General features: G+C 71.5%; 13 protein-coding genes. 10 read left to right on the top strand and 3 right to left on the bottom strand.

Going from position 1 to position 12,053, the window contains the following annotated elements:
• The first annotated feature begins 6 nt into the window (after nt 1-6).
• From IF28_RS0112285 to IF28_RS0112330, 10 genes are all read left to right on the top strand, one after another.
• Complete coding sequence (locus IF28_RS0112285) at nt 7-969, top strand: 5-dehydro-4-deoxyglucarate dehydratase (RefSeq protein WP_420713776.1); 963 nt, start codon at nt 7-9, stop codon at nt 967-969.
• Nucleotides 966-2,273 carry a glucarate dehydratase family protein gene (locus IF28_RS0112290; RefSeq protein WP_030217930.1) on the top strand — a complete coding sequence of 436 codons (1,308 nt, stop codon included), beginning with the start codon at nt 966-968 and terminating at the stop codon, nt 2,271-2,273. The genes IF28_RS0112285 and IF28_RS0112290 overlap by 4 nt, the downstream gene beginning before the upstream one ends.
• 95 nt (nt 2,274-2,368) lie before the next feature.
• The gene (locus IF28_RS0112295) at nt 2,369-3,544 is read left to right on the top strand and encodes a carbohydrate kinase family protein (RefSeq protein WP_030217933.1); all 1,176 of its coding nucleotides are present in this window, start codon (nt 2,369-2,371) and stop codon (nt 3,542-3,544) included.
• A 191-nt stretch (nt 3,545-3,735) separates the two neighbouring features.
• Nucleotides 3,736-4,806, top strand: coding sequence for a PhoH family protein (locus tag IF28_RS0112300; RefSeq protein WP_030217936.1), 1,071 nt, complete (start codon nt 3,736-3,738; stop codon nt 4,804-4,806).
• Nucleotides 4,807-4,818: 12 nt separating this feature from the next.
• The gene (gene ybeY, locus IF28_RS0112305) at nt 4,819-5,316 is read left to right on the top strand and encodes an rRNA maturation RNase YbeY (RefSeq protein WP_030217940.1); all 498 of its coding nucleotides are present in this window, start codon (nt 4,819-4,821) and stop codon (nt 5,314-5,316) included.
• On the top strand, nt 5,313-6,614 hold the full coding sequence (locus tag IF28_RS0112310) for a hemolysin family protein (RefSeq protein WP_030217942.1): 1,302 nt from the start codon (nt 5,313-5,315) through the stop codon (nt 6,612-6,614). Before ybeY ends, IF28_RS0112310 begins: the two co-directional genes overlap by 4 nt.
• Nucleotides 6,611-6,970: an MmcQ/YjbR family DNA-binding protein gene (locus IF28_RS0112315; protein ID WP_030217944.1), complete on the top strand. Its 360-nt coding sequence runs from the start codon at nt 6,611-6,613 to the stop codon at nt 6,968-6,970. Before IF28_RS0112310 ends, IF28_RS0112315 begins: the two co-directional genes overlap by 4 nt.
• Before the next feature lie 32 nt (nt 6,971-7,002).
• Nucleotides 7,003-7,356, top strand: coding sequence for a cytidine deaminase (locus IF28_RS0112320; protein WP_030217946.1), 354 nt, complete (start codon nt 7,003-7,005; stop codon nt 7,354-7,356).
• A gap of 149 nt (nt 7,357-7,505) precedes the next feature.
• The gene (locus IF28_RS0112325; RefSeq protein ID WP_030217949.1) at nt 7,506-7,985 is read left to right on the top strand and encodes a hypothetical protein; all 480 of its coding nucleotides are present in this window, start codon (nt 7,506-7,508) and stop codon (nt 7,983-7,985) included.
• 128 nt (nt 7,986-8,113) lie between these two features.
• Nucleotides 8,114-9,427, top strand: a complete 1,314-nt coding sequence (locus IF28_RS0112330; protein ID WP_199808981.1) for a GH1 family beta-glucosidase — start codon at nt 8,114-8,116, stop codon at nt 9,425-9,427.
• Between the two features lie 38 nt (nt 9,428-9,465).
• Here the strand turns inward: IF28_RS0112330 and era are convergent, their stop codons facing one another.
• The 3 genes from era to IF28_RS0112345 form a co-directional block, all read right to left on the bottom strand.
• Nucleotides 9,466-10,419, bottom strand: a complete 954-nt coding sequence (gene era / locus IF28_RS0112335) for a GTPase Era (protein WP_030217952.1) — start codon at nt 10,417-10,419, stop codon at nt 9,466-9,468.
• A 221-nt stretch (nt 10,420-10,640) separates the two neighbouring features.
• Entirely contained in the window at nt 10,641-10,907 is a 267-nt protein-coding gene (locus IF28_RS0112340) for a protealysin inhibitor emfourin (protein ID WP_030217954.1), read from the bottom strand.
• A gap of 21 nt (nt 10,908-10,928) precedes the next feature.
• The gene (locus tag IF28_RS0112345) at nt 10,929-11,999 is read right to left on the bottom strand and encodes a M4 family metallopeptidase (RefSeq protein ID WP_030217956.1); all 1,071 of its coding nucleotides are present in this window, start codon (nt 11,997-11,999) and stop codon (nt 10,929-10,931) included.
• Nucleotides 12,000-12,053: the final 54 nt, after the last annotated feature.

Consider the following 12,053-nt stretch of genomic DNA (forward strand, 5'->3'; position numbering starts at 1 on the left):
AGATGAGTGAGGGTGAGTCCCGATACGGACCCCAGCGGTATCGCCTCCGTGGCGCGACGTCTCAGGGAAGGGATGGCGAACGGGGTGCTGTCCTTCCCGCTCACCGCCTTCCGCGAGGACGGCTCCCTCGACCCGGACGGCTACCGCGCCTACGTCGCCGAACGCCTCGCCACCGGCCCCGGCGCGGTCTTCCCCGCCTGCGGCACCGGCGAGTTCTTCTCGCTGGACGAGGACGAGTACCGGCAGGTCGTCACCATCACCGTCGAGGAGAGCGCCGGACGGACCCCCGTCGTCGCCGGTATCGGCTACGGCTGGGCCCAGGCCACCCGCTTCGCCCGCATCGCCGAGCAGGCCGGCGCCGACGCCCTCCTCGTCCTGCCGCACTACCTCGTCGCCGCCCCGCAGGACGGCCTCGTCGCCCAGCTCGAAGCCGTCGCCGCCCGCACCCCGCTGCCCCTCATCACCTACCAGCGCGGCCAGGTCGCCTACACCGCGGGATCGCTGAGGCGGATCGCCGCCCTGCCCAACGTCATCGGCCTCAAGGACGGCCACAGCGACCTCGACCGGCTGCAGCGCCTCACCTTCGCCGCCCCCGAGGACTTCCTCTTCTTCAACGGCGCCGCCACCGCCGAGATCCAGGCCCGCGCCTACGCCACCGTCGGCGTCCCCGCCTACTCCTCCGCCGTCCACGCCTTCGCCCCCGAGATCGCCGGGGCCTGCTTCACCGCCCTGCGCGACGGCGACCACGCCACCGTCGACACACTCCTGCGCGACTTCTACGTGCCGTTCGTCGAACTGCGCGACCGCGTCCCCGGCTACGGGGTCTCGCTGGTCAAGGCGGCGGCCCGGCTGCGCGGCCGCCCCGTCGGCCCCGTACGCGCCCCCCTCACCGACCCCACCCCCGCCGACCTCACCGACCTGCGCACCCTGCTCACCGCCGGACTCGACCTCGTAGGAGCCGCCCTGTGACCACGCCGCCGTCCCGCGACCTGACCGTCACCGAGGTCCGGCTCACGCCGATCCTCGTCGCCGACCCGCCCCTGCTCAACACGCAGGGCGTCCACCAGCCGTACACCCCCCGGCTGATCGTCGAGGTGGTCACCGCCGACGGCACCACCGGCCTCGGCGAGACCTACGGCGACACCAAGTACCTGGACCTGGCACGCCCCCTCGCGGACCGGCTCGTCGGCCGCCGGGCCGGTGACCTGAACCGGCTGTTCACCGAGGCCGACGCGGTCGCCGTCGACGCGGACCAGGTCTCCGGCAAGGTCGACGTCGGCGGACTGCGCGGCGTCCAGACCGCCGACAAGCTGCGCCTGTCCGTGCTCTCCGCCCTCGAGGTCGCCTGCCTCGACGCCCTCGGCAAGAGCCTCGGCCTGCCCGTGCACGCCCTCCTCGGCGGCAAGGTCCGCGACACCGTCGACTACAGCGCCTACCTCTTCTACAAATGGGCCGGCCACCCCGAGGGCGTGCGGGCCGAGAAGGACGACTGGGGCGCCGCCCTCGACCCGGCCGGCGTCGTCGCGCAGGCCCGGACCTTCACCGAGCGGTACGGCTTCACCTCCTTCAAGCTCAAGGGCGGTGTCTTCCCGCCCGACGAGGAGATCGCCGCCGTACGCGCCCTCGCCGCCGCGTTCCCCGGACACCCCCTGCGACTGGACCCCAACGGCGCCTGGTCCGTGGAGACCTCGCTGAAGGTGGCCGGGGAACTCGGCGACGTCCTCGAATACCTCGAGGACCCGGCCCTCGGCACCCCCGCCATGGCCGAGGTCGCCGCCCGCACCGGAGTACCGCTCGCCACCAACATGTGCGTGACGACGTTCGCCGAGATCAAGGAGGCCTTCACCCGGGACGCCGTCCAGGTCGTCCTCTCCGACCACCACTACTGGGGCGGACTGCGCAACACCCAGCAGCTCGCGGCCGTCTGCCGCACCTTCGGCGTGGGCGTCTCCATGCACTCCAACACCCACCTCGGCATCAGCCTCGCCGCGATGACCCACGTGGCGGCGACCGTCCCCAACCTCCACCACGCCTGCGACTCCCACTACCCCTGGCAGTCGGAGGACGTCCTCACCGAGCGCCTCACCTTCGAGAACGGCGCCGTACGGGTCTCGGACGCGCCCGGACTCGGCGTGGAACTCGACCGCGACCGGCTGGCGGCCCTGCACCGCCGCTGGCTCGACGACGACGGCACGCTGCGCGACCGCGACGACGCGGCGGCCATGCGCGTCGCCCACCCCGAGTGGGAGACACCGGCGGTACCGCGCTGGTGACCCTCCCGGGGAGGGACGGTGGGGAGTGACGGCCGTCACGTTGTCGGTCCCGTGGTGCACACTGGCTGAAACCGCACCACGTCAGGGAGCGCACCGTGAAGGCGTCCACCGGGAAGGCCCGCGTCGAGGGACCGCACTGCCCGCCCCTCACCGATCCCCTCGCCGCCCTGCGCACCCCGGACGACCCGCCCTGGGACGTCTACCTCACCGGCACCGTCTTCCTCGACATCGTCTTCACCGGGCTCGACTCCGCCCCGGTGCGCGGGACCGAGTCCTGGGCACGCGGGATGGGGTCGAGCCCCGGCGGCGTCGCCAACATGGCCACCGCGCTCGCCCGCCTCGGCCTGCGCACCTCCCTCGCGGCGGCGTTCGGCGACGACCACTACGGCGAGTACTGCTGGGACACGCTCCAGCAGGGCGAGGGCATCGACCTCTCGCCCTCGCGCACCGTCCCCGGCTGGCACTCACCGGTCACCGTCTCCATGGCGTACGACGGCGAGCGCACGATGGTCTCCCACGGCCACGAACCCCCGCCCGAGGAACTCTCCCACCCGTCGCCCACCACCACCCTCGAACGACGCCCTCCGGGCGCGGACCTGCCTCCGTGCCCGCCCCGCGCCCGCGCCGCCGTCGCCTCCCTCACCCCCGGCCGCAGCGCCCCGTGGATCGCGCGGGCCGCGCGCGACGGCGCCCGCATCTTCGGCGACGTCGGCTGGGACGACACCGGGGCGTGGGACCTGGCCGCACTGTCCGACCTGCGGCACTGCGAGGCGTTCCTGCCGAACGCGGAGGAGGCCATGCGCTACACCGGCACGGACTGCCCCCGCGCGGCCGCGCACGCCCTGACCGACCATGTGCCGGTCGCCGTGGTCACCCTCGGCGCGGAGGGCGCGTACGCGGTCGACCGGCGCACGGGGGAGACGGCTTCGGTACCGGCGATCGAGGTCGAGGCGCTGGACCCGACCGGCGCGGGCGACGTGTTCGTCGCCGGCTTCGTCACCGGGACACTGGCGGGCTGGCCCCTGGCCGACCGCCTCGCCTTCGCCGGACTCACGGCGGCCCTGTCCGTCCAGGAGTTCGGCGGCTCGCTGTCGGCACCGGGATGGGCGGAGATCGGGGCGTGGCGGCGGAGCGTGGGCTGCGCGGAGGGCCAGGACCCGGAGGCCCTGCGCCGCTACGACTTCCTGACAGCCCTGACCCCGGCCGACCCGGTACGGCCCTGGCCGCTGAGGCGAGCGGTCCCGACGATCGGCTTCCGCAGATCGGCCTGAACGGACGGGGCCCGGTTCGGCCGGCGCTCCAGCCCACCGGGTCGGGTGGTGGGGTGTGGACGGACCCCCGCCCCGGTTCACCTAAAAGCCCTACGGACTTGTCACCCCCGCGTCGTACCCTGGAACCCGTGAGGCCGTTCTCAGCCAGACGGCCGTGACCAGGAGGATCCGCAGGCCTTCAGAGCCGGCCCATGACTCAGACACCCACAGCTCACACCCCCGCGCAGGAGCAGGCGCGAGTGCAGCTCACCGTCCCCGCCCAGCACCCCATGGTGACCGTGCTGGGGTCCGGGGACTCCCTCCTGCGCGTGATAGAGAAGGCCTTCCCGGGGGCCGACATCCACGTCCGGGGCAATGAGATCAGCGCGACCGGCGACAAGGCGGAGGTCGCCCTCATTTCGCGCGTGTTCGACGAGATGATGCTGGTGCTCCGCACCGGGCAGCCGATGACGGAGGACGCAGTGGAACGCTCGATCGCCATGCTCAAGGCGAGCGAGAACGGGGAGAGCGACGGCCAGGAGACCCCGGCCGAGGTGCTCACGCAGAACATCCTGTCCTCGCGCGGCCGTACGATCCGCCCCAAGACGCTCAACCAGAAGCGCTATGTGGACGCGATCGACAAGCACACCATCGTCTTCGGCATCGGCCCGGCCGGTACGGGCAAGACGTACCTCGCCATGGCCAAGGCGGTGCAGGCCCTGCAGTCCAAGCAGGTCAACCGCATCATCCTGACCCGCCCCGCGGTCGAGGCCGGTGAGCGGCTCGGCTTCCTCCCGGGCACGCTGTACGAGAAGATCGACCCGTATCTGCGCCCGCTCTACGACGCCCTGCACGACATGCTCGACCCGGACTCGATCCCCCGCCTGATGGCGGCCGGCACGATCGAGGTCGCCCCGCTGGCGTACATGCGTGGCCGTACGCTCAACGACGCCTTCATCATTCTCGACGAGGCCCAGAACACCAGCCCCGAACAGATGAAGATGTTCCTGACCCGCCTCGGCTTCGAATCGAAGATCGTGATCACGGGTGACGTCACGCAGGTCGACCTGCCCGACGGCACCAAGTCCGGTCTGCGGCAGGTGCAGGACATCCTGGAGGGCCTGGACGACGTCCACTTCTCCCGGCTGTCGTCCCACGATGTCGTCCGGCACAAGCTGGTGGGCCGTATCGTCGACGCGTACGAGCAGTACGACAGCCGGCACGGCACCCAGAACGGCACCCACAAGGGCGGCCGCGGCAAGTCCGGCCCCAAGGGGAAGTAGACCGAGCACCACATGTCGATCGACGTCAACAACGAGTCCGGAACCGAGGTCGACGAGCAGGCGATCCTCGACATCGCCCGCTACGCGCTCGCGCGGATGCGTATCCACCCGCTCTCCGAGCTCTCGGTGATCGTCGTGGACGCCGACGCCATGGAGCAGCTGCACATCCAGTGGATGGACCTGCCCGGGCCGACGGACGTCATGTCGTTCCCGATGGACGAGCTGCGGCCGCCGTCGAAGGACGCCGAGGAGCCCCCGCAGGGACTCCTCGGCGACATCGTGCTCTGCCCCGAGGTCGCCACCCGGCAGGGCCAGGAGGCGGAGACGCGGCACACCATGGACGAGGAGCTCCAGCTGCTCACCGTCCACGGTGTGCTGCACCTGCTGGGCTACGACCACGAGGAGCCGGACGAGAAGGCCGAGATGTTCGGCCTGCAGGCCGCCATCGTGGACGGCTGGCGCGCGGAGAAGGGCCTCACCGGCCCGTCGCCGGCGCCGACCGTGTCATGAGTCCGACACTCGTCCTCGGCGCGATCGCGCTGGTCGTCGTCGCCTGGCTGGCCGCCTGCGCCGAGGCCGGCATCGCGCGCGTCTCCAGCTTCCGCGCCGAGGAGGCCGTACGCTCCGGCCGCCGGGGCAGCGACCGGCTGGCGCAGATCGCCGGCGACCCCACCCGTTTCCTCAACGTGGCGCTGCTGGTCCGCGTCACCTGCGAGATGGCCGCCGCCGCGCTGATCACCTACGGCTGTCTGCGCGAGTTCGACGGCACCACCGAGGCCCTGCTGATCGCCATCGCGATCATGGTCCTGGTGTCGTACGTCGCCGTCGGGGTCTCCCCGCGCACCATCGGCCGCCAGCACCCGCTGAACACGGCCACGGCCGCCGCGTACGTCCTGGTCCCGCTCGCGAGGGTGATGGGCCCGATCCCCTCGCTCCTCATCCTCATCGGCAACGCGCTCACCCCCGGCAAGGGCTTCCGGCGCGGCCCCTTCGCCTCCGAGGCGGAGCTGCGCGCGATGGTCGACCTCGCGGAGAAGGAGTCGCTGATCGAGGACGAGGAGCGCCGCATGGTGCACTCCGTCTTCGAACTGGGTGACACGCTGGTGCGCGAGGTGATGGTGCCGCGCACCGACCTGGTGGTGATCGAGCGGTACAAGACGATCCGCCAGGCCCTCACGCTCGCCCTGCGCTCCGGTTTCTCCCGTATCCCGGTGACCGGCGAGAGCGAGGACGACATCGTCGGGATCGTCTACCTCAAGGATCTGGTCCGCAAGACGCACATCAGCCGCGACGCCGAGAGCGAGCTGGTGTCGACGGCGATGCGCCCCGCGTTCTTCGTGCCCGACACCAAGAACGCCGGCGATCTGCTGCGCGAGATGCAGAAGGAACGCAACCACGTCGCCGTCGCCGTCGACGAGTACGGCGGCACCGCGGGCATCGTCACCATCGAGGACATCCTCGAGGAGATCGTCGGCGAGATCACCGACGAGTACGACCGTGAACTCCCGCCCGTGGCGGAGCTCGGCGAGGACCGCTACCGGGTCACCGCCCGTCTCGACATCACCGACCTGGGCGAGCTGTACGGCCTGGAGGAGTACGACGACGAGGACGTGGAGACCGTGGGCGGACTGCTCGCCAAGCACCTGGGCCGGGTGCCGATCGCGGGCGCCTCGTCGGTGGTCGAGCTCCCCGACGACCGCAGACTGCGCCTCACGGCGGAGGGTGCGGCGGGCCGCCGGAACAAGGTCGTGACGGTCTTGGTGGAGCCGGTGGGTTCTCTCGCCGAGGACCCGGAGGCACCGGAGTGACCCCGGGGCAACTGCGCGCCCTCTGCCTCTCCTTCAACGCGGCGGTGGAGGAGTTCCCCTTCAACCCGGAGACCTCCGTCTTCAAGGTCCTGGGCAAGCTCTTCGCCCTGACGAACCTCGACGCCACCCCCCTCACGGTCAACCTCAAGTGCGCCCCCGAGGACGCGATCCGCCTCCGCGCCGAACACCCGGATTCGATCACCCCGGGCTACCACATGAACAAACGCCACTGGAACACGGTGACGGCCGACGGCCCCCTCCCCGACCATCTGATCCGGGAACTGGTCGAGGACTCGTACGACCTGGTCGTGGCCGGTCTCCCGAGAGCCGACCGTCTCCGCCTCGACCGCCCCTGAGCCCGGTGGCACGGCCCCCTTATGCTCGGATCATGACCGACACCACCGCCCTCGACCCCGAGGACCGCAAGATCGTCACCCTGGCCCGTTCCGCCCGCGCGCGCAACGGCGTGCCCGAGGGCGCGGCCGTACGCGACGAGACGGGCCGTACGTACGTCGCCGGGACGGTCGCCCTGGACTCCCTGAAGCTGAGCGCGCTGCGGACGGCGGTGGCGATGGCGGTGGCGTCCGGCGCGACGTCGCTGGAGGCGGCGGCCGTGGTGACCGAGGCTCAGTCCGCGTCCCCCGAGGACCGCGCGGCCGTACGGGACCTCGGCGGCCCCGCGACCCCGGTCCTGGTGGCCGGCCCGGATGGCACGGTCCGCGAGACGCTCACGGCGGGCTGACCCACCTCTGTTACCGGCGGTAAGTAGGCCGGATTTCCCCCTTGCCGCGCGCTGCCTCTCGCGCATCAATGGAACCGCCGGTGCGATCGCGGCGGGTCCGGACCCACGCTGCCGAGCAGTTCCCCCCACACGGAAAGGGACCGGAATCCATGAGAGGCAAACGATTCGGAACAGGTGTGTCCTTGGCGGCCGGCGTGCTCGCCGTCTGCGGCCTGGCCTTCGCCCCCACGGCCGCCGCCGTCGCCCCCGGAACGGCGACCGTCAACGCCGACTGCGGAAGCTGGGGCGGCGGCGACGCCACCCTCACGGCCACCCAGAACGGCACGTCCGCCACCGTCACCCTCACCACCTCCTCGGTCACCGCACCCCTGTCGATCAGCAAGGACTCCCTGGTCTCGAACCTGACCCTGGTCAAGGCGAGCGGCGGCACCACGGTCTTCAAGGGCACCAAGAACCCGGCCATGTCCAGCGGTGACGACCTCCAGGTCGGCCCCCTCACCGGCACGGTCGCCTCCGGCGACAGCCTGGAGGCCTTCGGCGGCACCCTGAAGGTCACGGCCTTCGGCTTCATCACCATCACCTGCACGGCAACGGCCCCCCAGGCCCCGGGCCCGTTCGTTTTCGACTGACCCACGGAGGGACAGCCGACCGGGCCGGGCACCCCCACGGGCGCCCGGTCCGCTGCCCTTTTGGCCCGGATGCCCTTTCGGCGCAGGGGCGTTGACGTGAGGGACCGGAGGTGCGGATGATCCGGGCCATGGTGACGACGAACCCGATACCCCGTTTCCCGGCCGGTTTCCTGTGGGGCGTGTCGACCTCCGCGCATCAGATCGAGGGGGCGGTGGAGGCGCGTGAGCCCTCCGTGTGGGACGTGTTCACGGACGGGCCGGGGCGGGTGCGGGACGGGTCGACGGCGGCGGTGGCCTGCGACCATGTGCACCGCTACCGCGAGGACGTCGCGCTGCTCGCCGACCTGGGCGTGGACGCGTACCGCTTCTCCGTCTCCTGGCCGCGGGTACGGGCGAAGGGCGGTCTGGACTTCTACGACCGGCTGGTCGACGAGCTGTGCGCGGCGGGCGTACGGCCGGTGCCGACGCTGTTCCACTGGGATCTGCCGGCCGGCCTGGACTGGCTGGAGCGGGACACGGCACAGCGGTTCGCGGAGTACGTCACGGAGGTGGCCGGGCGGCTGGGCGACCGGGTGACGAAGTGGATCACCCTCAACGAGCCCGCCGAACACACCCTGCTGGGGCATGCCCTGGGCGTGCACGCGCCCGGCCGGAACCTGCTCTTCGACGCGCTCCCGGTGGCCCACCACCAACTCCTCGCCCACGGCCTCGCCGTACGGGCGCTCCGGGCGGCCGGGGCCGACGACATCGGCATCGCGAACTCCCACGGCCCGGCCTGGCCCGCCTCCGACGACGAGGCGGACAGGGCGGCGGCCGACTTCTACGACCTCCTCCTCAACCGCCTCTTCGCCGACCCGCTGCTCCTCGGCCGCTACCCGGACGGCATCGCCGAACTGATGCCCGGCGACGTCGAACAGGACCTGAAGGTCATCGCCGAGCCGCTGGACTGGTACGGCGTCAACTACTACGCGCCGACACGCGTGGGCGCGCCGCAGGGCACGGAGATCGACTTCGGCGGTGTCCGGATGCCGGCCGAACTCCCCTTCTCCGTACGGGAGATCGAGGGATATCCGGTGACGGACTTCGGCTGGCCGGTGGTCCCGGAGGCCCTGACGGAGCTCCTCACCGCCTTCCGCGCCCGCTACGGCGACCGCCTCCCGCCGGTGGTCATCACCGAGAACGGCTGCGCGTACGACGGCCTGGACGACCGCGACCGCGTCACCTACCTCGACGGCCACCTCCGCGCGCTGCACCGGGCGGTGCGGGCGGGCGTGGACGTACGCGGCTACTTCGTGTGGTCCCTGATGGACAACTTCGAGTGGGCGGAGGGCTATGCCCGCCGCTTCGGCCTCGTCCACGTCGACTTCGCCACGCAGGAACGGACCCCGAAGACGTCGTACGCCTGGTACAGGAAGCTACTGCGCGAGCAGCACGACCGCTGACCAGAAGCCGAGGCGGCGCAGTTGTTTCGAGTTGTCCGTCAGAAGCCGAGGCGGCGCAGTTGTTTCGGGTCGCGTTGCCAGTCCTTGGCGACCTTCACATGGAGGTCCAGGAAGACGGGTGTTCCGAGGAGTGCCTCGATCTGCTTGCGGGACTTGATGCCGACGTCCTTCAGGCGCTTGCCCTTGGGGCCGATGACGATGCCCTTCTGGCTGGGGCGCTCGATGAAGAGGTTGGCGTGGATGTCGAGGAGGGGCTTGTCGGCGGGGCGGTCCTCGCGGGGGAGCATCTCCTCGACGACCACGGCGATGGAGTGCGGCAGCTCGTCGCGGACACCCTCCAGGGCCGCCTCGCGGATCAGCTCCGCGACCATGACCTGCTCGGGCTCGTCGGTGAGATCGCCCTCGGGGTAGAGGGCGGGGCCCTCCGGCATCAGCGGGATGAGGAGGTCGGCCAGCAGACCGACCTGCTGGTTCGCGGTCGCGGAGACCGGGATGATCTCCGCCCAGGTGATGCCCAGCTCCCGGCCCAGCTGGTCCACGGCGATCAGCTGCTCGGCCAGTGCCTTGCCGTCCACCAGGTCGGTCTTGGTGACGATCGCGATCTTCGGGGTCCTCTTGATCCCGGCGAGTTCCTTGGCGATGAACCGGTCACCGGGGCCGATCTTCTGGTCGGCGGGAATGCAGAAGCCGATCGCGTCGACCTCGGCCCAGGTGGCGCGGACCACGTCGTTCAGCCGCTCGCCGAGCAGGGTGCGCGGCTTGTGCAGTCCGGGGGTGTCCACGAGGATCAGCTGCGCGTCCTCACGGTGCACGATCCCGCGCACGGTGTGCCGGGTGGTCTGCGGCCGGTTCGAGGTGATCGCCACCTTCTGCCCGACCAGAGCGTTCGTGAGGGTGGACTTGCCCGCGTTGGGGCGGCCCACGAAGCAGGCGAAACCGGCCCTGTGGACGGCCTCGGCCGGCTGCTCGGATGACTGGGTACGAACGCTCATGCCGCCCATTCTCCCTGATCCACGAAGCCCACCGCACCAGCGGCCGCGCCACCGGGCCCGGAACACGCGGCCGGGCCCCGGCCGCCCCGCGCGGGGGTGACCGGGGCCCGGTGGAAACCCGGAAGGCCCGGACGGTCCGGGCCGGGATTCCGGACCCCGCTTCAGCCCGGGGGGGCACGTCGGGCCCCCTCCGTCCGGCCCCGTCCGCCAGTCCTCCTCCGTCAGGCCCCCTCCTTCAGGACTCTCCTGATCAGCGTGCGCTGGTCGTCCGTCAGGTGGGGGTCCGCGCAGTGCACCGATCTGCCGTCCACCGTGATCCGGTAGGCGAAGCCGTCCGGTACTCCCGGCGGCGGGGTGCCCCGGCCGGCGGCCAGGGACCGCTCGGCCAGGGTGTGCCATTCCGCCGCGTCGGGGCGGCCCGTGGTGTCCACCTCCGCCCGCCGCTCGATGCCCGCGAAACCGCCCGTGCGACTCACCTCGATACGCATGGGTCCGTGTCTAGTACGGAACTACAGCGTCCGCACCCCCACCCGCTCCCATGCCTTCGACACCGCCTGCAGTTCCTCGCCCTCCCCGAACCGGGCGCGCGCCGCCTTCACCGTGAGCGTCGCGAAGTCCGTGAACTGCGCGTCCTGATCGAGATCGCCGCCCGTCAGCACGTCGTACCAGACCTGCCCCGCCCGCTCCCAGGCGTGCCCGCCGAGGGTCGTGGCGGCGAGGTAGAAGGCGTGGTTCGGGATGCCCGAGTTGATGTGCACGCCGCCGTTGTCGCGGCCGGTGCGGACATAGTCGTCCATCGTCGCCGGCTGCGGGTCCTTGCCGAGCACGTCGTCGTCGTACGCCGTGCCCGGCTCCTTCATGGAGCGCAGCGCCGTGCCCGTGACGCGCGGGGCGAGCAGTCCTGCCCCGATCAGCCAGTCGGCCTCCTCGGCGCTCTGCCCGAGCGTGTACTGCTTGATGAGCGTGCCGAAGACGTCCGACACCGACTCGTTGAGCGCGCCGGACTGGCCGAAGTAGTCCAGGTTCGCGGTGTACTGCGTGACGCCGTGGGCGAGTTCGTGGCCGATGACGTCGATGGGGATGGTGAAGTCGAGGAAGATCTCGCCGTCCCCGTCGCCGAACACCATCTGCTCGCCGTTCCAGAAGGCGTTGTTGTAGTCCTCGTCGTAGTGCACGGTCGCGTCCATCGGCAGTCCGCTGCCGTCGATGGAGTCGCGGCCGTACGCCTTCAGGAACAGCTCGAACGTGGCGCCGAGCCCGGCGTAGGCGCGGTTGACGGTGGCGTCCTGGCCGGGCGCGTCGCCCTCGCCGCGCACCTTCGTGCCCGGCAGGGCGGTGCCGTGCCGGGCGTCGTGGACGGTGCGGCGCGGCTTGCCCGCCTCGGCGTCGGTGAGCGTGGCGACGGCCGGGGCGCCGACGACCGTGGTCAGCCGGCGCTGGGTGCGCTCGTAGGCGTCGCGCCTGAGGGTGCGGCGCGCGGGACCGTGCAGCACGGGGTCGTCGGCCTGCGCGAGCCGGTCGAGGACGTGCGGCGGGATGATCGTGCAGAAGACGGGCTCGAAGCCCCCGTTTGTGGTCATGTCCGGCACGATGACACCGTGTCGGCCGACTGTCACTAGCTGCAACATTGATTG

The organism is Streptomyces sp. NRRL WC-3626 (assembly GCF_000718785.1).
GTDB classification, from domain to species: Bacteria; Actinomycetota; Actinomycetes; order Streptomycetales; family Streptomycetaceae; genus Streptomyces; species Streptomyces edwardsiae.

Coding starts and splice junctions, on each gene's coding strand:
- IF28_RS0112300 (WP_030217936.1), top strand. CDS start 3,736: ATGACTCAGACACCCACAGCTCACACCCCCGCGCAGGAGCAGGCGCGA.
- ybeY (WP_030217940.1), top strand. CDS start 4,819: ATGTCGATCGACGTCAACAACGAGTCCGGAACCGAGGTCGACGAGCAG.
- IF28_RS0112310 (WP_030217942.1), top strand. CDS start 5,313: ATGAGTCCGACACTCGTCCTCGGCGCGATCGCGCTGGTCGTCGTCGCC.
- IF28_RS0112320 (WP_030217946.1), top strand. CDS start 7,003: ATGACCGACACCACCGCCCTCGACCCCGAGGACCGCAAGATCGTCACC.
- IF28_RS0112325 (WP_030217949.1), top strand. CDS start 7,506: ATGAGAGGCAAACGATTCGGAACAGGTGTGTCCTTGGCGGCCGGCGTG.
- IF28_RS0112330 (WP_199808981.1), top strand. CDS start 8,114: ATGGTGACGACGAACCCGATACCCCGTTTCCCGGCCGGTTTCCTGTGG.
- era (WP_030217952.1), bottom strand. CDS start 10,419: ATGAGCGTTCGTACCCAGTCATCCGAGCAGCCGGCCGAGGCCGTCCAC.
- IF28_RS0112340 (WP_030217954.1), bottom strand. CDS start 10,907: ATGCGTATCGAGGTGAGTCGCACGGGCGGTTTCGCGGGCATCGAGCGG.
- IF28_RS0112345 (WP_030217956.1), bottom strand. CDS start 11,999: ATGACCACAAACGGGGGCTTCGAGCCCGTCTTCTGCACGATCATCCCG.